The sequence below is a fragment of the Caproicibacterium sp. XB2 genome (genome assembly GCF_044880635.1).
Lineage (GTDB): Bacteria > Bacillota > Clostridia > Oscillospirales > Acutalibacteraceae > Caproicibacterium > Caproicibacterium lactatifermentans.
In genome coordinates, this window is record NZ_CP173227.1 from 1,784,148 (window position 1) to 1,806,254 (window position 22,107).

A 22,107-nucleotide genomic window follows, 5' to 3' on the forward strand; every position below is an offset into this window, starting at 1 on the left:
AGGCAGCTTACTATGGCACTGCCTGATTCAGAAAAAGTAATACAGGAATTGAACCGGCGCTTTGCACAGCCACTTCCGGAGTTCTACAGTCGCCGTATCATCTTTTGGTATGACGAGGATAGGGATTTCGAGGAGAAGGTTCAGAACGGAGAAATTGAACTGGCGGACGCAAAGCTCATCGCGCTCGATGAGACGAATAATTTTGAAATAAAGAAGCTTCTCACTCATGACGACAAGACGAGCAATTTCTGCGTCTATTGCCCGGTCACTTATCCGGATGAAAAAAACTGGCTCCTGCCCGTGCAGCTTTACAGTGAGGAATTCCGCGCGGATCTTGTTTCCATCTGGCTCGAAGAGATGGGGATTGAGAATACGGCGAACCTGCGGAAGACTGTGAAGGATTATCGTCCGTTCTTCAAGACGAAGGCTCACCGCACGAAGGTGGCAAATCTCAATCAGAAGATCACTGCACCTGTGCATCTGCATAAGGCAGTGATTGCGGTTCTTTGCGGCGTGAAGGATACCGGGCCGAATCTCCTTATTCGGACGGTGCTCCGTGCCGGAACTGATCAGGAGCAGAACAGCATATACCAGTCTCTCGTAAAATATGGAGCATACTCTGTTTTCTGGCAGATGGTGGCTCAGGTCACCGGTTATCGTGAGGAAACGCCTGATCTCGGCAGGCTCTCCTGCCATATCCTGATGACGGCGGCAACACGTACTATGCGCATGGATAATCTGATCGGTCTGGATGGGTTTATTTCTATCCCGCATCAGAGCTATTGCTACGATTTCATGTCGGAGTGGATGCATTCGGATGAGACGCGGGAGCTTTATAGCATTGCAAGACAGACCGAAGATGAACTACGCCTTCCGGCAAGATTCAGTCAGCTGCCGATTGAAGAGCTTACCCAGACAGAAATCTTTCCGTGCATCGATGAGTGCATTCTGAAAAAACTGATGACGGACATCATCGATCATACGATTAATGTGGATGTCATCGAACAGACCGCGGAGCAGCGCCGGACGATGCTTTGGTATGAGCGAGTGCAGAACTTTTATGAGGGAGTTCTGGAGGTCGCGCACATGCAGAAGTTCTATCTGGACCATGCCGCCGGATTTCATACCGTGGAGCCGCATAAGGTCTGGAAGGAATACACTACTGATTACTATAAGATGGATACCTGCTACAGGCTTTTCCATGTGGCGTTCGGGAAATCTCTGAATTCATCCAATCCGCTGCTCGACGACCTGTTTAAGCATGTGGCGGACAATGTGGAAGGACTGTACGCAAACTGGTATCTGGATAATCTTGGCACCAACTGGGCAACTGCCGCATCGGACAACCTGAAGGAATACGGCAGGATTATGGAGGTGCCGCAGCAGCGGGATTTCTATCGCACCCACGTGCAGAATGCCGATACTCGCGTGTTTGTGATTATTTCCGATGCCATGCGCTATGAAGTAGCGGCAACACTATCTGAAGAGCTGCGCCGGGAAACGCAGGCAGAGGTTAAGCTGTCATCCTGCGAGGGCATTTTCCCAACTGTGACGAAGTTCGGCATGACAGCACTCCTTCCGCACAAAGAGCTCTCCGTAGAACCAAAGCCAAATGGCGTTCTCGGCGTGCTGGCGGATGGAAAGCCTACAGATGCTCCCTATCGTGACGGGATTCTGAAAGCGGCGAATCCTGCCAGTGTGGCGCTTAAGTATAAAGATCTCATCAAAATGAAACGCGCTGAACGCAGTGCGCTGGTCAAGGGCATGGAGGTTGTGTATATCTACCATGACAGGATTGACGAAACCAGCCATACTGATGAACTTGAAGTCTTCAATTCGTGCGATGATGCAATCAGTGAAATTAAGAACATGGTGCGGATCATTGTGAATGAGTTCAGTGGAACGAGGATCTTTATTACTTCTGATCACGGCTTCATTTATACCTACAAGCCGCTGACAGAGGATGCCAAGGTGGATAAAACGACATCTTCTGCCGATGATATTGAAGTAGACCGGCGTTACCTGATCACGAAAAAAGGTGCAAAAGCTGAATATATGCTGCCGGTGAAATTCCTTGACGGCACTCAGTATGATGCTTTTGCGCCGATTGGAAACACACGCATTAAGAAAAAAGGCGGCGGCATGTATTTCGTCCACGGCGGGATCAGCCTGCAGGAAATGGTCGTGCCTGTCATCGACTACCATTACATGAGGACTGACAGCGCTGGATACCAGCGGAACAAAAAGAAATACGACACGAAGCCTGTAACACTGAATCTGCTCTCGGCAAGCCGTAAGATCAGCAATATGATCTTCTCGCTGAACTTCTACCAGAAGGAAGCTGTCGGAGCTAATCGGGAAGCAACTACATATCTGCTGTATTTTGTGGATGCGGAAGGCACGCAGGTTAGCGATACGCAACGGATTATTGCGGACAAGACAAGCGATAATAATCAGGACAGGACGTTCCGCGTGAGCTTCAACCTGAAATCAATGAAATACAGTAACAAAGAAAGCTACTGTCTGGTAATTACGGACGAAAGTGGTCTGCAGCTGCCTCAGCGCGAAGAATTCTCCATAGACATTGCCTTTGCTGTGGATGACTTCGATTTCTTCAGCTAAAGGATGTGATACGAATGGATGATATTTCTACCGGGGAAAAGAGTTCCCGTGAAATCATAAAAGAAAAGCTTCGTCAGAACTTTGACGGAAAGATCGTGCGAAAAGATCTGACCAAGAAGATCAAGGAAGGTGCAAACGTACCGGTTTATGTCCTTGAGTTTTTGCTTGGACAGTACTGCAGCTCAGACGATGAAGAGGTCATCGAACAGGGCATAGAAAATGTAAAGCGGATTCTGGCGGACAATTTTGTTCGTCCGGATGAAGCGCAGAAAGTCCTCTCCAAGCTCCGTCAGCGCGGAAGTCATACCATCATTGATATGGTGACGGTGAATCTGAATCTACGCTATGACGAGTATGAAGCAAGCTTCTCAAACCTGGGCCTTGCTGGAATTCCGATCAGTGAGGATTATCCGGAAAAGTATGACCGCCTGCTCTGTGGCGGTATCTGGTGCATTGTGCAGCTGGAGTATGATTCCGGCGAGGATGCTGTGCCGGATATTATTTCTACGTCCGGCGAAAGAATTCAGTCAAAGCGGAAAAAGCAGAAGGACCTGACACCAATTAGCATACGGAAACTGACTCCGATCCAGCTGCCAAGCGTAGATATGGACGGTCTCAAGGAAGGCCGGAAAGAATTCACGAAGGATGAATGGCTTGATATTCTGATGCGCTCCATCGGGATGGAGCCGGATGAGCTGACGTACAGGGAGAAGTGGCTGCTTCTCACCCGGATGATTCCGCTTGTAGAGAACAATTTCAATCTCTGCGAATTAGGACCACGTTCAACAGGTAAATCCTATCTGTATAAGGAAGTATCGCCGAATAGCATTCTTGTTTCCGGCGGGCAGACGACTGTCGCGAATCTCTTCTACAACATGGGCCGGAAGACCATCGGACTTGTCGGCTTATGGGACTGTGTAGCCTTTGATGAAGTCGCGGGAATCAAATTCAAGGATAATGACGGCATCCAGATCATGAAGGATTACATGGCATCCGGTTCCTTTGCCCGTGGCAAGGAAGAAAAGGCCGCTTCCGCGTCAATGGTTTTTGTCGGCAACATCAATCAGAGCGTGGATGTACTTCTGAAGACATCGAGCCTGTTTGATCCTTTCCCGCCGGAGATGGGAACCGATACCGCATTCCTTGACCGCATTCACTGCTATCTGCCGGGCTGGGAAGTGCCAAAGTTCCGACCGGAGCATTTTACGGATGACTATGGATTCATTACGGATTATCTGGCCGGATGGATTCGCGAGATGCGGAAGGAGCAGCTCGGCGATGCGCTGGATCATTATTTTCATCTCGGAAAGAACCTGAATCAGCGCGACGTAATTGCTGTCCGCAGAATGGTTGACGGCTACCTGAAGCTGCTATATCCGAACGGAGAATTCACAAAAGAAGACGTCGAGGAAGTTCTGCAGATTTCTCTTGAAATGCGCCGCCGTGTGAAAGAGCAGCTCAAGAAGCTCGGTGGAATGGAATTTTATGATGTGAATTTCAGCTATATCGATAACGAGACATTTGAAGAGAAATATGTCTCCGTCCCGGAGCAGGGCGGTGGGAAGCTGATTCCGGAGGGTATCTGTAATCCCGGACAAGTTTACACGGTATCCCGCGGCAAGACGGGAATGCTCGGTGTCTTCCGGCTGGAATCTCAGATGCTGCCGGGAACTGGAAAACTTGTCTGCACCGGCCTTGGAAGTGATCGCGGCGCGAAGGAAGCAACGAACACAGCGTTCAATTTCCTGAAGGCAAACGCCAAGAGAATCAGCGGTTCCATCAGCATGACTTCGAAGGACTATAACATCAATTATCAGGATCTGCAGGGAATCGGCATGACAGACAAGCTGGCGCTTCCAACAGTGATATCCATCTGCTCGATTGCGCTGAACCGTCCTACGCAGAGTTCGCTGGCCGTTCTTGGAGAAATTAGTATTGCCGGATCGATGATCAAAGTAGACGAGCTCGCGAATGCGCTGCAGGTCTGCCTCGACAGCGGCGCAAAGAAAATCCTACTTCCGATTACGTCAGCCGCAGACATGGGAACCGTTCCCCCAGAGCTGATGGGAAGCTTTCAGATCATCTTTTATCAAAGCGCCGAGGACGCGGTGTTCAAGGCGTTGGGAGTGGAATAGGAGGACAATGTTTATTGAAATATTATGTGCCTAATATGGAGCTTGTAGGGGCTCTTAAATTTGTAAAACAATTGGATGAGACTTCAGTAGAAACTTCAGTAGAAGATGAAACTGAGGTCACCTTTGATTTTTCACACATGAGCAACTTTGATCCTCTTCCCATGTTGATAATGGGTTCTGCGATGAAGAACTATCGTCACCGTTACCCCGATATTCCTTTTTATATTTCTGGTACTGATTCAGCAGGAAAAGGATATGCCGGCACAATGGGGTTTTTCAAATACATATCCAAATCGTTAGGAATAGGCAAAATGCCTGGCGAAGCAACTGGAAGTTCAAATTACATTCCTATCACGCCGATTGTGATTAACGAACTTCAGCAAGAAGAATTTCAACAAGGAAACTATTTGGCACTTGGCGACATTATAGAAAAAGAATCAGGAAGGCTGGCAAGAATAGTAGATAGAGGGAACCCTGAACTGCATAAATTGTTGACATACCTGATTCGGGAAATAATCAGGAATACCCCCGAACATGCAAAAACTGATACTGTGTGGGTTTGTGGACAGTATTGGCCATCATATGAATTAGCAGAAATAGCAATCGCAGATGAAGGCATAGGAATATACAACAGTATCATTCAAAACCCGGCACATAGGAGCTATATAACGGACAATGTACTATCGCTAAAATGGGCGTTGAAAGCGGGTATTTCCGAAGCATTCCGGCCATCCGCAAAGCAGCGTAGTAATGACGAATGGGCGAATTCCGGGTTTGGATTGTATATGGTTAGTGAGATATGCAGGCACTTGAACGGGAGTTTCTGCATCATCAGTTACGGAAATTATATTTTAATTGATAATCACGGCGTTAGTGAAGGCGAGACAGCATATAAAGGTACAGCTATTAGAATGCGGGTTCCTTCGAAGAGGATATCCAGTGCTCAAGAAATAATAAATCGTATAGCTTCTCAAGGAGAAAATGAGGCAAGAACGATAAGAAATGCATTTATAAAAGCTTCTACTCCATCAAAGGGGCTAATGACTGAATTAAACATCGACTAAGTATAAGAGGCAGCAGGCAAATGAATCACCCGCTGCCTCTTTTCAAATTTTCATATAAAACCGGCACACATACCCATCCGCGTTCAGCTTGAGCCCCGGCACCCACGGCGGCGTCCTGCCCATCTGCTCGCAGACAACTTCGAGCGAAACCCTCGGATCGCACTCAATGATAAGCTCATCGTGGACATGACCGACAATGTCACAGCAACGGAGCGTTTTCATAGCGTAGGCGAGAATATCGCGGCTGATCGCCTGCACGATGTTTTCCACGAATTTCGGACCGTAGCTTTCGATGCGTTCCCATTTCTTATTCTGCCCGACGCCCTCATAGGTGACGGATTCCGAACCGAAGCGGTTGAGTCCCATCCTCGGCTTCACATAGGCAAGCCGCCTACCGGACGGCAGCGTGATGAACATCATGCCTGACTTATAGGAAAAGACGATGCCGTGTGTCTCCGTGCGGATATGTTTCCTGACAGTTTCGGTCACACAGCGGTCGACATCCCACCAGAAGCTGACGATGTTCGGATTGGCTGTGCGCCACGAGGATACCAGCGGATAAAGCTCGTCTTCGGTGAGTCCCATCTCCAATGCGCCCATCGCTTTGAGTGCGCCGACCGAGCCACCGTAGCCGAGAGCCAGTTCCGCAATTTTGCCCTTCTGCCGGAGGTGACCGTTCACGCCGTGCTTCTCGACCGGGACGCCGAACATGGCGGATGCTGAAGCACAGTATATATCACCATTCTTGCTGAACACATCCATGCGCCATTTTTCTTTTGCGAGATATGACAGCACCCTTGCCTCTATGGCTGAGAAGTCGCTGACAATAAATTTATATCCCGGTTTGGGAATAAAAGCAGTGCGTATTAGCTGTGAGAGCGTGTCCGGCACGTCGCCGTACAGCATTGACACCATCTCGTAGTCGCCTTCCTTTACAAGCTCCCGCGCCTGTTCCAGATCATCCATGTGATTCTGGGGCAGGTTTTGCAATTGAATGATGCGCCCAGCCCATCTGCCACTGCGGTTGGCTCCGTAAAACTGAAACATCCCGTGAGCCCGGCCGTCCTCGCAGGCGGCCGTTTTCATTGCCTGGTATTTCTTGACTGAGGATTTCGCAAGCTGCTGGCGGAGAGCAAGGATATCCGCAAGCTCCGGCGACGCAGTCTTGATGGCAGCGGCCACTTCCTTCTTGCCAAGGCTCTCCATTTCCATCCCGTTTTCGGCAAGCCACTGTTTCATCTGCTGGACGCTCCCCGGATTGTCAAGGTGCGTCAGCTCCTTCATTTTATACGATAGCTCCTCCTTTGAGCGGTCGTCCATTGCAATTGCATTCTTGACAAGCGGCATGTCAACCAGAATGCCACGGTCGTTTATTTCCTGATCAATATGATACTCATCCCACACGAAGTCCGGCACGGGGAATCCCTGCAGCCGAGCTTTTATCTGTATCTCAACCTCTACATCGCGCTTATTGTAAGCCTTGAAGACTTCCCACTTCTCGGAATCATCAGACGGCAGATTTCTCGTTCGCTCACTATTTGTTTTTGTCGGCTTGCACGGGACACAGAAATATTTGATCATGGCTTTCCCTTCCGACATTTTCCGCTGCTCCAGTTTCAGTACAGAGCCGATCTTATCGAGCGACAGCGGGAGCCCCAGATATGCTCCCCAGATCATGGAACAGCGCCAGCTTTCCGGGTTCAGATAATGGGCGTGTTTCGTTGAGAGCGGATGATTGTCATAAAACGGATCAAGGCTGATACCACGGTCACGCAGGTACCGGGACAGGCAGATTCTCTCGAACTGACTGTTGTGTGCCCACTTTATTACATTGTCGTCCGTCAGAGCGTTTATGATCTCATCCGGAATTGTCTCGCCGGACGCAAGGTCGATAACCTTCACCTCGCCGCCGTCAACGGAATAGCCGAACAGCAGTATCTCGAAGTCGTCCGCTTCGGCGTACTTGTACACGCCGCATTTCGACAGATCGTTGCTGCTGAAAGTCTCCAGATCTATATCTAACTCATGCATACATTTCCTCCAAAGTCGGCAAAGGCGGCAGAGAAACCTCCGCCGCCCGCCGTTCCAATTGTCCGATTCAGTTTTTCATGCGCTTCTCATGGTACTCCCTGTCACGTTTGTCGGCTTCCTCTTTGCGGCGTTCCTCCTTGCGGTCGTTCAGGAGATTCTGGACGACCGTGATCAGGAACACCACGCTGATGACAAGCCAGATTGCGAGAAGAATGACAAGAAACGCTGTCTGTAATGTCGTCATGGTGTGCCCTCCTTTAGCTTAGAAAATCATCATCCTCATCCGCCGCAAAGTCGTCTTCGGCGCGGCTTCTGCTGCCAAGCGGCTCACCGTCACGGATCTTCTGGAGATTGTTCAGACCGCAGGCGATTCCCTTGTTGCCATTTGTATTGAAGGAATACATGCTGATGGACGCACGTCCGTACACGCCAGAGTAGACTTCACTTCTCTCAAGGATGGGCTGGCGGTCAGCGTCAACAATGCCGGGAGCAGTGGTGCTGTTGGCATTGATGAAATAGCTGTTCGCATAAGCCGGATCGTCCGGGCGTTCCACGTCACCGTCACGCATAGGCGTCTTGATGGCCGCAAGCGGAGGCACGCTCTTGGAATTGCCCTTCAGCTTGCTCTCACCTTCCTCATACGCCGCCTGGATCGCGGCCTTGATCTTGTTCACCGTGACGGTGTCCTTCTTCGGAATGATCAGGCTCACGGAAAACTTCGGCGTTCCGCCGTTGATGCTCTTCGCGTCCCAGACGTTCGCGTAACTCCAGCGGGTGTCGGGACCGGTGATAACCTTCGTAGGATTTATAAACTTTGACATAATATTGTCCTCCTTATTCAAAATCTGTTTTTGCTGTATCTAACGCCGGACGCTTGTCCGACTTTGGTACCAGGGTCGGTTTCCCCGGCGGCTTGTATGTAAGTCCGCCGAGAACCTCGTCAAACTGCTTCTTTCCAAGAAGCGATCTCATTGCCGTGATGCCGAGAATCTTGCGCTCATATGGTTCGTAGCCAAGCTCCGATACCGCCTCCGCTACGGCGTTCTCATCGGTGTACTTCGTGACGGAGCGTCCCGCGACCACTTTGAAGTCAGGGTATTCCGTGCCGGAGAGCGCCTGCCGCAAGGCATATTCCTTGATGTCGTTCGCCCAGGATACGAGCTCGTCCGCCTTGAGAAGCACCATGTCAATCTCCTCATCTGACAGGTCTGGCGGCATTTGAAAGTCGTACTTCGCGAGCTCCAGATTGTACTCTGCTCGTTTCCGGCAGGTAGCCTTTACGGCGCAGAACTGGCAGTGGTCGCCAGCCTTGTATTCGCCCTCACCCTTGTAGGCAAGCTTTGCAGCGGGAGCGAGAATCTCGTCTGCCCATTTGAGAAGATCTGCTTTGGAAATCTCGAAGGTGCTGATATTGTCCCGCCTCGGCTGGAAGATTGTCATGCGGATGGTTTCGATATCGTAGATGCCGTCAAACATCTCAACCGCTCCGAGCGCGTAGCACATCATCTGCGGATTCATCTCGGCATTCACAATGACGCCAAGTCCATGTTTATAATCGATAATCTGCAGCAGGTCATCCGCGACGATTACACAGTCGCCGGTTCCGAAGCCTTCCGGCACCCAGCGAGAGAAATCCAGTCGCTGCTCAACAAATACCGCCGGGTCGCTGCAGTGCTTCTTTGCTTCCTCAACCTGCTCCATTACGAAGGAGCAGTACTGGTCGGAGCACCTGTCCATCTCCTCATCGGAATAATCAAGATCTTCAGTCGGATCTCTGACATTTCTCCCGAGAGTGTGTTCAACCTTGTACTGGCAGAGCTCATGCGCGGCGGTTCCCTGTCTTGCGTACTCGCTTGACTGGTCAGGAACGCTGGCGCATCTCTTGGCGCTCGGCGGACACTGTAGCCATCGGTGGCACGATGACGCGGAGAGAAGTGCATGCTTGCTCATTTCAGCGCCTCCGCTTCTTTTACGAGGTCGGGGTACTTTGCCGGATCAACGTCTGTCAGACTTCCTCCGCCGTATTTCTTCACCAGAGCTTTTGCCTGTTCCCGGAAGCCTGCCACTGACTTCTCCGCAAGGAGCTTTCTCACTTCCTCTTTGGTATAGGTTTTCTCAGGCTCTTTCTCCGGCGTGGCGGCAGCTTCTGCCTGTGCCGGAGCGGCCTGTTCTGGTACTGGTGCGGTTTCTGAGAAGGCAGCTCTGATTTCATTTGCTGTCTTAATCAGCTCTTCACCGCATTCTGTTAACTTCTGTCCTGCGTCGATCAGCGCGTCAAGCGTCATCGACAGCTCGCTCATTTTGCCCATGCTTGTCCTCCTTTAACATCTGCATTTCGAGTTTTCTCGCCAGCCGTCTTGACACAACGCTGATGGCGATCAGCGTATCGATCAGCTCACGCTTTTCGGCCGGTGATTTCATTTCTTTTGTTTCCTGCATGGCTGTCTGTCCTCCTTTCACCGGCTATGTAGCCAAATGCCCGGATTTTCCGGTCAAATCCAAAAAAATTTTTAAGACCTGCATTTCTTCCTTAATTCATAGGAAGCGATGCAGGTCTTTTTGCGTGTTCTGAAATTTTTCTCCACCACGACCGGAAAAATGACCGGTTTGGCTACATAGCCATCGGGAGGGATGGAAAAGCCCTTCACAAATACACGAAAGGAGTTAGTGACGATGGCTAACACAAATCAGAAGAAGCAGTACCGTCCGCTCGTTTATGTTTGCTCGCCGTATTCCGGCGATACAGATAAGAACACTCAGGATGCGAGAAGGTACAGCCGCTTCGCAGTAGACAGGGGAACAATCCCGCTCACGCCGCACCTGATGCTGCCGCAGTACATGAAGGAGGACAGCGAACGCGAGCTCGCGCTCTTTATGGATCTGATCTTCCTCGGGAAGTGCGATGAGCTGTGGGTGTTCGGCAGCCGGGTATCCTCCGGCATGAAAACGGAAATCGACAGAGCCAAGCTGCGCCGGATGACAATCCGTTATTTCACAGAAGAGTGCGAGGAGGTGCAGGCATGACAGAAAGCGGCGAGAAAATCCGCACAAACTGGATTGCTGTTACAGAATCGCAACTTCAATCTTTGGCAGACCTGGGATTGCAGCTCAAGGATTCTGAGCGGCAGAGGCTTCTCGATAATCCGGCGTTGGAGAAATTCTTGCTGGAGTGCAGAGATGACAAGGGCCATTGTGAGCTGATTTTTGAGGAATGCATCGATCCGGAGAAGGTTCCTGAACCCGCGCTGAACGGAAGAAAGGTTTATTCTTCCCGTGCCTTTGCAGGCATCTGCTTCACGACGCTCGGCAGAAGAGCGTTGTTTTTCATGGAAACCTATGAATGGGTTGGAGCCAGCGGCATGGTGGAAGGCGCAAGAGCAGTCATGCCGGAGTATCTTGCGGCACACGGAGATAAAGAGCTCTCTGAGCATGAAGACTGCGTTTATCTTTCGTTCTTTGCGATTCAGTATCTGCTTCACTTTAGACCGATAGAGCTGAATGAGCGAAAGGAATACAGAAAAGGCATCAAAAGTAATCTGCCGCTTGCCGCCCCGTTCACGAAACCGGGAAAGGTCCGTGTCTCACACTTCAAAGGCGATATTTCTAAGGTTCAGGTCAGCCACAGAAATTTTACCGAGTGGCATTGTCCGGCATGGGGCGTTCGAGGTCATTACCGCCATTACAGAGATGGCCGCATTTCATATGTGAAGCCATATATCAAAGGAAAGCTGAAAGAAGAATATCAGGGACGGGAGTACGTCCTGTTCAGGGAGGATTAACTATATGGAAGTGATTTTATACACCGCAGATGTCCGGGAGGACGCGAATAACTGCATTTATCCGCATAAGCAGGTCATAACAGATGCCGTAGGTATTGCCGAAGCGGCAAGGTTTGATCAGGTGTTTGCCAAATACAAGAATGATTACCGGCTGGTCGAGAACTTTGAAGAGTCATTTTGCATTCCGCAGGACTGCGATAATGACCATTCCGAGAATCCGGATGAATGGATGACGGCGGAGAAGCTGCATGAGGAATTGAAAGATGTAGACCATGTGATTTTGCCGAGCCGCAACAACATGAAATGGAAAGGCAGGAAGTCTCCAAGGCCGAGACTCCATATTCTGTTCCCGGTGAGAAAGTACACCGACGCTGAAACGTATAACAGCGTTAAAACGGCTATCCAGAACAAGTATCCGTTCCTGGACAGAAAGGCGCTCAATGCAGCTCGTTTCTTTTTCGGCTCCGATGTAAGGCCGGAGGATGTTATCTGGAACGAAGGCACCTGTCAGATCGATGAAATTCTGGAGGTTTCGGATTTTGACGATGATACCTCGTCAATCGCTCCGCCAATGTACACCGGAGGCTCTATCCCGGAGGGCAGCCGCAACAATACGATGTCTCACTTTGCAAGCCGCGTCCTGAAGCGGTTCGGCGATACAGATAAGGCGCATGAAGCATTTCTGGAACGCGCGGCGAAATGCGATCCGCCACTGCCGGACAAGGAACTCCGCACCATCTGGCGAAGTGCACTGAAATTCTTCAAAAGCAAGATCGAGACCAGCGAAGGATATGTGCCGCCTGATGAATATGAGGATTCTTTTGGCAGCAGCTTCCTGAAGCCAGACGACTATTCTGATATCGGCGAAGCCAAGGTCATCGCGTCACATTGCGAAGACAAGCTGCGGTTCACAAGTGCCACAGACTTTATCGCTTTCGGTGGCGACCGCTGGTACGAGGACAAGCAGAAGTCACTCGGCATTGTCGAGAATTTCATGGATGACCAGCTGACGGATGCAGAGGAAGCTATCCGCATTGCGGAGGAGAACCTTATCGCCATCGGAATCCCGGAAGCGGATGTAAAGGCGAGGAGCAAGAAGCTCATGAACCAGGTGCCGGAGAAAAAGCTGAGCCTGCTGTACGCACTGATCGGCGCGGATACCTATAAGAAGTTCGTCATGAAATACCGCAATTACCGCTACATCGTAAACGCTCAGAATGCGGCAAAGCCAATGCTCGCGCTGGACGTGTCGGAGCTTGATTATGATCCGGAGCTTCTCAACACGCCGGATGCCACCTACGACCTGACCAAGGGCCTGAACGGCAGCCACCCGCACGATCCGGATGATCTTATTACGAAGATTACTGCCTGCTCTCCGGGTGACAAGGGCATGAAGCTTTGGCTGGAGAATCTTGACTTGTTCTTCTGCAAGGATCAGGAGCTTATCAGCTATGTGCAGCAGATTGTCGGAATGGCAGCAGTCGGACGAGTCTATGCAGAACAGATGATCATCGCCTATGGCGGCGGTGCGAACGGCAAGTCTACCTTCTGGAACACCATCGCGAGAGTTCTCGGAAATTACTCTGGGAAAATATCAGCAGAGGCTCTGACCATGAACTGCAAGCGGAATGTGAAACCGGAAATGGCAGAACTCAAAGGCAAGCGTCTGATTATTGCATCGGAGCTTGAAGAGGGCCAGCGGCTCAACACCGGCATGGTAAAGCAGCTCTGCAGCATTGATCCCATCGAAGCAGAAAAGAAGTACAAGGACCCGTTTCATTTTGATCCTTCGCACACGCTTGTCCTGTATACCAACTATCTGCCGAAGGTGTCCGCCAATGACGACGGTACGTGGAGAAGGCTGATTGTCATTCCGTTTAACGCCAAGATCAGCGGCAAGAGCGATATCAAGAACTACTCTGATTACCTTTTTGAGAACGCCGGGCCTGCCATCATGAAATGGATCATCGAGGGCGCGGGCATCGCAATCAGGAAGGGGTTCAAAATTCCGGAGCCGAAGGCCGTCCGTGACGCTGTTGAGAAGTACCGCGAGGACAATGACTGGCTGGGAAAGTTCATTGAGGAGCACTGCGATGTTGATCCGTCATACACAGAGAAGTCAGGTGATCTGTATCAGCAGTACCGCAGCGTCTGCATGCAGACGGGAGAGTTTACCAGAAGCACTTCTGACTTCTATGGCAATCTGGAGAAGGCCGGATTCCAGCGCAGGAAGACGAAAAAAGGACATTTTGTCTACGGCCTGAAGCTGAAGGAAGCACAGGATTTTCTTGAATAATGGCTAAGGGTGACAGTCGGTGTACCTCTCTATATAAAAGTCCTATAAGGGATAAAAAATAATTATCTATATAGGGGTTTTAAGGGAAGACCCTCACCGACCGTCACCCTCAGATTTATGACGGAGGTTTGCAGTGAGGGAAAAATACATAGAAGCAAAATTTGTATCCGAGGTGAAAAGCTGCGGCGGCATCGCGCCGAAGTTCGTCTCGCCCGGATTTGACGGAATGCCGGACAGGCTGGTTCTTTTCCCTGATGGGAGGATGGCCTTTGCCGAGATAAAAGCGCCGGGCAAGAAGCCGAGACCGCTGCAGGTTTCAAGGCATGAGCTGCTTCGGCGGCTTGGGTATCGGGTTTACGTTATCGACAGCACAGAGCAGATCGGAGGTGTTATTGATGAAATACTCTCCACATGATTATCAGAAATATGCCGCCGATTTTATCGTGAAGAATCCCATCTCCGCCATTCTGCTTGACATGGGCATGGGCAAGAGCGTAATCACGCTGACGGCTATTTATGAACTGATGTATGAGCTGTTCGAGGTGCAGAAGGTGCTTATAATCGCGCCGCTTCGGGTTGCGAAGAACACATGGCCTGCGGAAATCGAAAAGTGGGATCATCTGAAAGGACTGACCTATTCCGTCGCGGTCGGGACGCCTGCTGAGAGGATGGCGGCGCTGAAAGCAGAAGCGGATATTACGATCATTAACCGTGAGAATGTTTCATGGCTGATTGACGAGAGCGGAGTGCCGTGGAGCTGGGATATGGTCGTGATTGATGAGCTTTCATCCTTCAAGAACCACAAAGCGAAGCGGTTCAGGTCGCTGATGAAGGCAAGGCCAAAGGTAAAACGAATCGTCGGGCTGACAGGCACGCCGAGCAGTAACGGTCTTATGGATTTATTCGCCGAGTTCAAGGTTCTCGACATGGGAAAACGGCTGGGCAGATTTATCGGGCAGTACCGTGACACCTACTTTACGCCGGACAGGATGAATGGTCCGATTGTTTATTCCTATGCGCTTCTTCCCCGAGCGGAGGACGAGATTTACCGGAAAATATCCGACATCACGATTTCCATGAAATGTACCGATCATCTGAAGATGCCGAAGAAGATAATCACGCAGGCAGAAGCCGTGATGTCGGATGCCGAAACGGCGAGATACGAAAAGATGAAGAAGGAACTGGTGCTGCAGCTGGACGGTGAAGAGATTACAGCCGCAAACGCCGCATCGCTTTCCGGGAAGCTCTGCCAGATGGCAAATGGTGCGGTCTATTCCGATGACGGAAAGATTACCCGCATCCATGACAGGAAGCTCGACGTACTGGAGGACATTATCGAAGCGGCAAACGGCAAACCGCTGCTGGTGGCGTACTGGTTCCGGCATGATTTCGAGAGAATCGCGGAACGGCTGCATGAGCGAAAGATCCCGTTTGAAAAGCTTGATTCTGACGACAGCATTCGCAGGTGGAACCGAAAGGAAATACCAGTCGGTCTGATCCATCCGGCAAGCGCCGGTCATGGCCTGAATCTTCAGGACGGCGGCAGCACGATTGTATGGTTCGGACTGACATGGTCGTTGGAGCTTTATCAGCAGACAAACGCAAGACTCTGGCGGCAGGGGCAGCAGGCGGATACGGTGGTGATTCAGCACATCGTTACAAAAGGCACGATTGACGGGCAGATATTAAAAGCTCTTTCTGAAAAGAACGATACCCAGTCCGCACTGATCGATGCCGTAAAGGCGGTGGTGTGATGGGAGATCCGTATGAGAACCTGGCCATAGCTATTATCAAATCTGCCTCGAGAGATTATTTGGCGGCACTCCGGAAACTCAAGAAAAATCCGCGCAGCAAGTCAGCAATGCAGGACGCGCTGGCTCTTGAGCGGTTCTTCCATTCGCAGTGGTATCAGTGCTTAACATCGGTCGACGGCGACTACCTTATCGACCGTCTTCGTGAGGAGGTGAAGAATAAATGAACGCGAAGGAATATTTACGGCAGTCCTACAGGCTTGACCAGAGAATCGCCTCCGACATTGAAGAAGCAAAGTATCTGCGCGAGATGGCGGGCAGTGTTTCATCTATTCGTTATGACCGTGAGCGTGTTCAGGGAACTCGCAATACGGATGCGCCATTCATGAAGTCACTGGAAAAGCTGTGGGAGCTTGAGAATAAGATATCCAAGGAACTCGAAATGCTGTCTTCACTGAAGGAACAGATCCGTGATGTTATTGGAACTGTCGAGGACATGGATGAGCGGATGGTTCTGAAGTACCGTTACATTCATAACATGACGTGGGAGCAGATAGGATGCGAGCTGAACGCTGACGCGAGGACAATCCGCAGATGGCACGGCAACGCTCTGCAGCATGTGCGAGTGCCGGAAAATCCAATCATTATATGAAATGCGCCCGAAATGTCCTGCTTTGTCCTAACATGCCCACTCTGCATTTATGTTAGTATATAATCAGCGAAACAGAATAAAGAACAGCCGCATGGACGGCTGAACACAAGCCTTGCGAGCACCACGCCCGCAGGGCTTTTCTAATGCCCGAAGGGAGGCGGCAAGCTATGCCAATGAAACCGAAGCGGCCCTGCCGCTACCAGGGCTGCCCGAACCTGTGCGAGGACGGTGAACAGTACTGCCCGAAGCACAAGGCTTTGATGGAGAAGCACTACGAGAAGTTCACGCGCGGCTACTCGACCGGCAAACGATACGGACGCTCTTGGCAGCGCATCCGCACACGCTACGTCCACAAGCATCCGCTCTGCGAGATGTGCTTGAAGCAAGGCCGCTACGTTGCGGTCGAGGAAGTCCACCACATCGTTCCCTTGTCGGAAGGCGGCACGAACGATGAGTCGAACCTCATGAGCCTGTGCCGCTCCTGCCACGAGAAAATCCACAAGAAACGCGGCGACCGGTAGGGGCGGTCAAAATCTCTACGAGGCGGCGCTGCGGAAAACGGCGCGGGGTCTTCTGTGCGAAAAAAGCGAAATCAAACGGGTAATAACCCGGCTCCTTATCTATTACGCGCGTACATGAGAGAAAGGCGGTGACGAAATGCCCACAAAATCGAATAACACTGGCGGTCGCGGCGGCAGACGTCCCGGCGCTGGCCGGAAGAAAACCGCCGTCAAGGAGAAGTACGAGAACGGGAATCCGGGCGGACGAAAGCTCGAGGTGCTCGACATCCCGGACACCGAGGGCGAGGACATGCCGGAGCCGCACGAGTTCTTATCGGCCCGGCAGCATGACGGCTCCACTCTGGAGGCCGCCGACATCTACCGCGAGACCTGGGAATGGCTTGACAAGCTCGGCGTAGCCAAGGCCGTGTCGCCTCAGCTGCTGGAGCGCTACGCGATGTGCTCGGCGAGATGGATTCAGTGCGAAGAAATGACGACCAAGCTCGGATACCTCTCCAAGCATCCGACAACCGGGAAGCCTATCCCGTCGCCGTTCATCAACATCGGAATCAACTACATGAATCAGGCAAACCGCCTGTGGGACGAGATCTTCCAGATCGTGAAAGAAAACTGCTCCGCAGAGTACGGCGGCACGAATCCGCAGGACGACGTGATGGAACGCCTGCTGAGAGCGAGAAAGGGAATGTAAATGAACACGCAAAGACTGAAGATAGTGTGCCGTTTGATACTCTTTTCCGCTCACTTCCGGATACATGTGAAGGTGCTGCCTGATTCCCACTACCTCCGGCAAAAGTTCTGTAATTTCCGGATCCATCGGATCCATTTCGAATCACCTGTCTCTTTTAGTCAGATACTCTCATGGAATGTGCGGGCAACGACCTCTTCCTGCTGTTCGCGGGACAGCCGGATAAAGTTGACCGCATAGCCGGAAACCCGAATCGTCAGCGTCGGGTATTTCTCCGGATGGTCCATAGCGTCTACTAACGTTTCACGGTTCATCACATTGACATTCAGATGATGTGCTCCCTGACTGAAATAGCCGTTCAGCAGAGAAACCAAGTTGGTGACCCGTTGGTCTGCATCCGGACCGAGCGCTGCCGGAACAATGGAAAAGGTATTGGAAATACCATCTTGGCAGACATCCCGGTAAGGGATTTTTGCCACACTGTTGAGGGAAGCCAGCGCACCAGAGTGGTCACGTCCGTGCATCGGATTTGCACCGGGTGCCAGCGGCTGCCCTTTCTTGCGGCCGTCCGGTGTAGTGCCGGTCTTTTTCCCATACATGACATTGCTTGTAATCGTCAGCGCAGAAAGCGTATGCTTTGCTCCGCGGTAAAGCGGATGTTTCTTCAGTTCACTGATAAAGTACTCCACAATATCGACAGCAAGATCATCCGCACGGTCATCATCATTGCCATACTGCGGGAATTTTCCTTCCGTCCGGAAATCAACCGCTATCCCTTTTTCATTGCGGACCGGATACACTTTTGCATATCGAATGGCAGAAAGCGAATCGGCAGCAGCGGAAAGTCCGGCTATCCCAAAGGCCATCAGGCGCTCCACACGAGTATCATGCAGGGCCATCTGGCTTGCTTCATAGGCATACTTATCATGCATATAATGGATAATATTGTTGGCATCCGTATACAGTTGTGCGACATATTGCATCACTTTCCGGTAATTGTCCCAGACTTTTTCATAATCCAGCACTTCATCTGTCATCGGTTCAATACCCGGAACCACCTGCATACCCATGCGTTCATCTACGCCGCCGTTTATAGCCAGCAGCAGGCTTTTTGCCAGATTGCACCGCGCACCGAAGAACTGCATCTGCTTCCCGACCTTCATGGCGGAAACGCAGCAGGCAATTGCATAATCGTCACCGTAAATCGGCCGCATAATATCATCATTTTCATATTGGATCGAATCCGTTGCGATGGAGATTTTAGCACAGTAACGTTTGAATGCCTCCGGCAAATGTTCGCTCCACAGTACCGTCAAGTTCGGTTCCGGCGCAGTGCCCAGATTGATCAGGGTATGCAGGTACCGGAAAGAGTTTTTCGTAACCATGGGACGGCCGTTGACCCCGACGCCGCCAATGGATTCCGTAACCCATGTCGGATCGCCGCCGAACAACTCATCGTATTCCGGCGTGCGCAGGTGGCGCACCAGCCGCAGTTTAATAATAAACTGATCGATGAGCTCCTGTGCGCCCTGTTCGGTCAGCGTCCCGTTTTCCAAATCGCGCTGAATATAGATATCCAGAAAAGTGGAGGTGCGTCCCAGACTGGTTGCGGCACCGTTGTTTTCCTTGACACCAGCAAGATAACCCATATAGACCGCCTGCACAGCTTCCTGTGCGGTTTCTGCCGGTTTGGTAATGTCCACCTCATAGGAAGCAGCCATCTCTGCAATCTCTTTCAGGGCACGAATCTGCTCGCTGACCTCTTCGCTCAAACGGATGCGCTCTTCATCCATCGGGCCATCCAGTTCACCAAAGTCTTTTTTCTTCTGTTCAATTAAATAATCTGTCCCATAAAGGGCAATCCGCCGATAATCACCGATAATCCGTCCGCGGCCGTAAGCGTCCGGCAGGCCGGTGAGCAGGCCTACGTGCCGTGCCGTGCGCACACGTTTCGGATAAGCGTCAAAAACGCCCTGATTGTGTGTTTTGCGGTATGCGCTGAAATGCCGGTCAATTTCCGGATCCAGCTGATAGCCATACTGTTCCAGACTTTGTTTTGCCATGCGCATGCCGCCGTAAAGGTTCACCATACGCTTGAGCGGTGCATCGGTCTGCAGCCCGACAATCACTTCATTTTCACGGTCGATATAGCCCGGCTCAAAATTGTTAATACCGGAAATGCGGTGTGTCTCCACATCCAGTACACCGCCTTTTTTCAGTTCCTGCGGCAGCAGATCTTTGCATTTATTCCAAACTTTCATTGTTTTTTCGCTTGGTCCGGCCAGAAAACTCTCATCGCCCTCATAAAGCGTATAATTTTTCTGAATAAAGCTGCGTACATCAATTTCTCTCTGCCAGCGTCCTTCTGTAAATCCGTTCCATGCACTTGTCATTGTATACCTCCAAATTGGGTTTTATTTCAGCTTTTCATTTAGTATTCCTGTTGTTTGAGAAGGAAAAGAATCGTGAGGCAAAACTCTTTTATGAAAAATATTTTTCCTGCCACATCCGTGTCTTTTTCGTATCCATTGCCGGCACCCCCTTCAGCCGGTAAGGGAGCCCCATCACTTCATACTTATGCACACCCAGCAGATGATACGGCAGAAGTTCCACTTTCTGCACATTCGGCACATAGGTGCGGATAAATGTCTGCAGCGCTTCCATATAAGCTTCCCCGTCTGTCAAACCCGGCACCACAACCTGCCGCACCCAGACCGGCGTACCGGCTTTCTGCACGGCCTGCAGAAATCTTTTGGTTTCTTCCCAACCGCGTCCGGTCATTTTTCGGTAATTTTCCTCGGTAATCTGCTTCACATCATACAGAATCAGATCGGTGTACTGCAGGATTTTCTCATAGCTGCCTTTTCCGCATCCGGCCGTGTCCAGACAGGTATGGATGCCCGCTTCCCGGCAGCGCCTCAGTGTTTCCAACAGAAATTCCGGCTGCAGCAGCGGCTCCCCACCGGAAAACGTGACGCCGCCGTCATTTGCAAAGTATGGCTTATACCGCACAATCTTTTTGACCAGATCTTTCGGGGAAACTTCCTCTGCAGACGGGCTGTTCGTTTCCCATGTGTCCGGATTGTGACAAAACAGGCACCGCAGGGCACACCCCTGCAGAAAAACGACCACCCGGATGCCGGGCCCATCCACCATTCCCATGGTTTCTACCGAATGAATTTTTCCGAATACCAAATTATTGCCTCCTTTTCTGTTCCGGAGGTACGTACAAAAAAATGCCGCACCATCCGGGTTTTCGCCCAGACGGTCGGCATTTCTTCACCATACTTCATGTGGTATTCTCCACTTCCGTCAGTTGTATGGCTGCTATAGGCTTAGAATAACGGATAAAAGGGAACTTATCAAGCAAAAGTTTTCAACCGTTTCCTGTAATTCAGTTGAAAATATTGGTCTTGCTCATCCGTTCTGCAGCTTCCTGCAAAGCTGCCTTCTCCTGCACCAGTGCCATTCGGACATGGCCCTTCCCACTTGGCCCAAATGCTCTGCCGGGCGTGACTAGAACGCCAGCCTGCTGAATCAGGTCCAGTGTAAAGCGTTTATCGTCCATTCCATATTTTTCGGGAATCGGTGCCCAGACAAACATTGTGGCAGCCGGTTTTTCAAAATGCCAGCCGAGCTTTTCAAACTGTTCCCACAAAAAATCCCGGCGTTTCTCATAGGCCGCACAGGTCCGCTGCACACAAGATTGTTCCCCTGTAATTGCTTCCACAGCGGCCCTCTGAATCGGCAGGAACATGCCGTAATCCAAATTGGATTTCAGCTTTTTAAGCATGGAAACAACCTGTTGATTTCCTACACAAAAGCCGACCCGCGCACCGGCCATACCGTAGGTTTTGCTCAAAGAATTGAACTCCACACCGACATCCATAGCACCCGGGAAACGCAGGAAGCTGCCGCAGGTTTTACCGTCAAAAACCAGCTCGCTGTATGCATTGTCATGCAGCACAATAATGTCATACTTTTGGGCAAAGGCAATCAGTTTTTCATAAAACCAATCCGGTGCGACCGCCGTGGTAGGATTGTTCGGATAAGAAACAATCATGAGTTTGGCGGCTTTTGCCTCTTCTTCTGGAATAGCATCAAAGTCGATGAGATAATGATTCTCTTTTTTCATTGGCATCCAGCAAAGACGCGCACCGGCAAGCATCGGTCCGCAGCTGAAAGCCGGATAGCAGGGGTCTGGAACCAGCACAGTATCACCTGGGTCGACAATTGAAAGGGCAATGTGTGTCAAGCCTTCCTGAGACCCCAGCAGAGATTTGATCTGCGTTTCCGGATTTAACTGAACACCATACCGGCGCTGATACCACTGGGCAACCGCCTGCTGCAGTTTTGCCGTGTCGTTGATGGCATAAATATACTGCTTTGGGTCCTCTGCCGCTGCAGCCAGCGCATGTCGAATCCGGTTTTCCGGCGGAATATTCGGCGTTCCCACACTCAAGTCAATAACGGTGGTGCCCTGCTCTTCTTTTTCCTTTTTTAGTGTCAGCAATTCCGAAAATATGCCTTCCCGGAACTGTTCCATTCTCTTTGCAAACTGCATGTTAACG

General features: G+C 50.9%; 21 protein-coding genes and 1 riboswitch. Of the genes, 12 read left to right on the forward strand and 9 right to left on the reverse strand.

All coding sequences use genetic code 11. The features are described from left to right. Window positions 1–12: 12 nt before the first annotated feature. Genes pglZ through ACIHKT_RS08925 form a run of 3 tightly spaced genes read left to right on the forward strand, consistent with a single transcriptional unit; the run spans window position 13 to window position 5,821 of the window. On the forward strand, window positions 13–2,622 hold the full coding sequence (gene pglZ, locus ACIHKT_RS08915; RefSeq protein ID WP_404352364.1) for a BREX-1 system phosphatase PglZ type A: 2,610 nt from the start codon (window positions 13–15) through the stop codon (window positions 2,620–2,622). Window positions 2,623–2,636: 14 nt separating this feature from the next. Continuing rightward, the gene (gene brxL, locus ACIHKT_RS08920) at window positions 2,637–4,757 is read left to right on the forward strand and encodes a protease Lon-related BREX system protein BrxL (RefSeq protein ID WP_086036641.1); all 2,121 of its coding nucleotides are present in this window, start codon (window positions 2,637–2,639) and stop codon (window positions 4,755–4,757) included. Window positions 4,758–4,771: 14 nt separating this feature from the next. After that, a complete protein-coding gene (locus tag ACIHKT_RS08925) occupies window positions 4,772–5,821 on the forward strand; it encodes an ATP-binding protein (protein WP_086036642.1) in 1,050 nt (349 codons plus the stop codon). Between the two features lie 42 nt (window positions 5,822–5,863). On the opposite strand, the gene ACIHKT_RS08930 is transcribed toward ACIHKT_RS08925, so the two are convergent. The 6 genes from ACIHKT_RS08930 to ACIHKT_RS08955 form a co-directional block, all read right to left on the reverse strand. Further along, window positions 5,864–7,852: a DNA polymerase gene (locus ACIHKT_RS08930; protein ID WP_086036643.1), complete on the reverse strand. Its 1,989-nt coding sequence runs from the start codon at window positions 7,850–7,852 to the stop codon at window positions 5,864–5,866. Window positions 7,853–7,919: 67 nt separating this feature from the next. Next, window positions 7,920–8,096, reverse strand: coding sequence for a hypothetical protein (locus tag ACIHKT_RS08935; RefSeq protein ID WP_177345017.1), 177 nt, complete (start codon window positions 8,094–8,096; stop codon window positions 7,920–7,922). 13 nt (window positions 8,097–8,109) lie between these two features. Continuing rightward, entirely contained in the window at window positions 8,110–8,673 is a 564-nt protein-coding gene (locus ACIHKT_RS08940) for a DUF2815 family protein (RefSeq protein ID WP_086036644.1), read from the reverse strand. Between the two features lie 13 nt (window positions 8,674–8,686). Further along, on the reverse strand, window positions 8,687–9,802 hold the full coding sequence (locus tag ACIHKT_RS08945) for a DUF2800 domain-containing protein (protein WP_086035025.1): 1,116 nt from the start codon (window positions 9,800–9,802) through the stop codon (window positions 8,687–8,689). Beyond that, window positions 9,799–10,161 carry a hypothetical protein gene (locus tag ACIHKT_RS08950; RefSeq protein WP_157658881.1) on the reverse strand — a complete coding sequence of 121 codons (363 nt, stop codon included), beginning with the start codon at window positions 10,159–10,161 and terminating at the stop codon, window positions 9,799–9,801. Before ACIHKT_RS08950 ends, ACIHKT_RS08945 begins: the two co-directional genes overlap by 4 nt. Next, window positions 10,127–10,291 (reverse strand): hypothetical protein, encoded by a 165-nt coding sequence (locus ACIHKT_RS08955; RefSeq protein ID WP_157658882.1) that lies wholly within the window; start codon window positions 10,289–10,291, stop codon window positions 10,127–10,129. Before ACIHKT_RS08955 ends, ACIHKT_RS08950 begins: the two co-directional genes overlap by 35 nt. A 234-nt stretch (window positions 10,292–10,525) precedes the next feature. On the opposite strand from ACIHKT_RS08955, the gene ACIHKT_RS08960 reads away from it, so the two are divergent. The 9 genes from ACIHKT_RS08960 (at window position 10,526) to ACIHKT_RS09000 (ending at window position 17,539) form a co-directional block, all read left to right on the forward strand. Beyond that, window positions 10,526–10,876, forward strand: coding sequence for a DUF4406 domain-containing protein (locus ACIHKT_RS08960; RefSeq protein ID WP_086035027.1), 351 nt, complete (start codon window positions 10,526–10,528; stop codon window positions 10,874–10,876). Next, entirely contained in the window at window positions 10,873–11,631 is a 759-nt protein-coding gene (locus tag ACIHKT_RS08965; protein WP_086035028.1) for a hypothetical protein, read from the forward strand. Before ACIHKT_RS08960 ends, ACIHKT_RS08965 begins: the two co-directional genes overlap by 4 nt. 4 nt (window positions 11,632–11,635) lie before the next feature. Continuing rightward, window positions 11,636–13,927 (forward strand): phage/plasmid primase, P4 family, encoded by a 2,292-nt coding sequence (locus ACIHKT_RS08970; RefSeq protein WP_086035029.1) that lies wholly within the window; start codon window positions 11,636–11,638, stop codon window positions 13,925–13,927. Window positions 13,928–14,060: 133 nt separating this feature from the next. Beyond that, window positions 14,061–14,342 (forward strand): VRR-NUC domain-containing protein, encoded by a 282-nt coding sequence (locus tag ACIHKT_RS08975; protein ID WP_086035030.1) that lies wholly within the window; start codon window positions 14,061–14,063, stop codon window positions 14,340–14,342. Beyond that, on the forward strand, window positions 14,323–15,681 hold the full coding sequence (locus ACIHKT_RS08980) for an SNF2-related protein (RefSeq protein ID WP_404352370.1): 1,359 nt from the start codon (window positions 14,323–14,325) through the stop codon (window positions 15,679–15,681). The genes ACIHKT_RS08975 and ACIHKT_RS08980 overlap by 20 nt, the downstream gene beginning before the upstream one ends. Beyond that, window positions 15,681–15,905, forward strand: a complete 225-nt coding sequence (locus tag ACIHKT_RS08985; protein WP_086035032.1) for a hypothetical protein — start codon at window positions 15,681–15,683, stop codon at window positions 15,903–15,905. The genes ACIHKT_RS08980 and ACIHKT_RS08985 overlap by 1 nt, the downstream gene beginning before the upstream one ends. Further along, window positions 15,902–16,330 (forward strand): sigma factor-like helix-turn-helix DNA-binding protein, encoded by a 429-nt coding sequence (locus ACIHKT_RS08990; protein WP_086035033.1) that lies wholly within the window; start codon window positions 15,902–15,904, stop codon window positions 16,328–16,330. Before ACIHKT_RS08985 ends, ACIHKT_RS08990 begins: the two co-directional genes overlap by 4 nt. 167 nt (window positions 16,331–16,497) lie before the next feature. Then, a complete protein-coding gene (locus ACIHKT_RS08995) occupies window positions 16,498–16,851 on the forward strand; it encodes an HNH endonuclease (RefSeq protein ID WP_086035034.1) in 354 nt (117 codons plus the stop codon). Between the two features lie 136 nt (window positions 16,852–16,987). Next, a complete protein-coding gene (locus ACIHKT_RS09000) occupies window positions 16,988–17,539 on the forward strand; it encodes a P27 family phage terminase small subunit (RefSeq protein WP_086035035.1) in 552 nt (183 codons plus the stop codon). A 158-nt stretch (window positions 17,540–17,697) separates the two neighbouring features. Here ACIHKT_RS09000 and pflB read toward each other — a convergent pair whose 3' ends face one another. The 3 genes from pflB to ACIHKT_RS09015 form a co-directional block, all read right to left on the reverse strand. Then, a complete protein-coding gene (pflB, locus tag ACIHKT_RS09005; protein ID WP_404352373.1) occupies window positions 17,698–19,929 on the reverse strand; it encodes a formate C-acetyltransferase in 2,232 nt (743 codons plus the stop codon). Between the two features lie 88 nt (window positions 19,930–20,017). Then, complete coding sequence (pflA, locus tag ACIHKT_RS09010; protein ID WP_404352375.1) at window positions 20,018–20,731, reverse strand: pyruvate formate-lyase-activating protein; 714 nt, start codon at window positions 20,729–20,731, stop codon at window positions 20,018–20,020. Between the two features lie 56 nt (window positions 20,732–20,787). Continuing rightward, window positions 20,788–20,866: riboswitch (ZMP/ZTP riboswitch) on the reverse strand. A 64-nt stretch (window positions 20,867–20,930) separates the two neighbouring features. After that, window positions 20,931–22,100 (reverse strand): aminotransferase class I/II-fold pyridoxal phosphate-dependent enzyme, encoded by a 1,170-nt coding sequence (locus ACIHKT_RS09015; protein WP_404352377.1) that lies wholly within the window; start codon window positions 22,098–22,100, stop codon window positions 20,931–20,933. Between the last annotated feature and the right edge of the window lie 7 nt (window positions 22,101–22,107).

Coding starts and splice junctions, on each gene's coding strand:
- pglZ (WP_404352364.1), top strand. CDS start 13: ATGGCACTGCCTGATTCAGAAAAAGTAATACAGGAATTGAACCGGCGC.
- brxL (WP_086036641.1), top strand. CDS start 2,637: ATGGATGATATTTCTACCGGGGAAAAGAGTTCCCGTGAAATCATAAAA.
- ACIHKT_RS08930 (WP_086036643.1), bottom strand. CDS start 7,852: ATGCATGAGTTAGATATAGATCTGGAGACTTTCAGCAGCAACGATCTG.
- ACIHKT_RS08935 (WP_177345017.1), bottom strand. CDS start 8,096: ATGACGACATTACAGACAGCGTTTCTTGTCATTCTTCTCGCAATCTGG.
- ACIHKT_RS08940 (WP_086036644.1), bottom strand. CDS start 8,673: ATGTCAAAGTTTATAAATCCTACGAAGGTTATCACCGGTCCCGACACC.
- ACIHKT_RS08945 (WP_086035025.1), bottom strand. CDS start 9,802: ATGAGCAAGCATGCACTTCTCTCCGCGTCATCGTGCCACCGATGGCTA.
- ACIHKT_RS08950 (WP_157658881.1), bottom strand. CDS start 10,161: ATGGGCAAAATGAGCGAGCTGTCGATGACGCTTGACGCGCTGATCGAC.
- ACIHKT_RS08955 (WP_157658882.1), bottom strand. CDS start 10,291: ATGCAGGAAACAAAAGAAATGAAATCACCGGCCGAAAAGCGTGAGCTG.
- ACIHKT_RS08960 (WP_086035027.1), top strand. CDS start 10,526: ATGGCTAACACAAATCAGAAGAAGCAGTACCGTCCGCTCGTTTATGTT.
- ACIHKT_RS08965 (WP_086035028.1), top strand. CDS start 10,873: ATGACAGAAAGCGGCGAGAAAATCCGCACAAACTGGATTGCTGTTACA.
- ACIHKT_RS08970 (WP_086035029.1), top strand. CDS start 11,636: ATGGAAGTGATTTTATACACCGCAGATGTCCGGGAGGACGCGAATAAC.
- ACIHKT_RS08980 (WP_404352370.1), top strand. CDS start 14,323: ATGAAATACTCTCCACATGATTATCAGAAATATGCCGCCGATTTTATC.
- ACIHKT_RS08985 (WP_086035032.1), top strand. CDS start 15,681: ATGGGAGATCCGTATGAGAACCTGGCCATAGCTATTATCAAATCTGCC.
- ACIHKT_RS08990 (WP_086035033.1), top strand. CDS start 15,902: ATGAACGCGAAGGAATATTTACGGCAGTCCTACAGGCTTGACCAGAGA.
- ACIHKT_RS08995 (WP_086035034.1), top strand. CDS start 16,498: ATGCCAATGAAACCGAAGCGGCCCTGCCGCTACCAGGGCTGCCCGAAC.
- ACIHKT_RS09000 (WP_086035035.1), top strand. CDS start 16,988: ATGCCCACAAAATCGAATAACACTGGCGGTCGCGGCGGCAGACGTCCC.
- pflB (WP_404352373.1), bottom strand. CDS start 19,929: ATGACAAGTGCATGGAACGGATTTACAGAAGGACGCTGGCAGAGAGAA.
- ACIHKT_RS09015 (WP_404352377.1), bottom strand. CDS start 22,100: ATGCAGTTTGCAAAGAGAATGGAACAGTTCCGGGAAGGCATATTTTCG.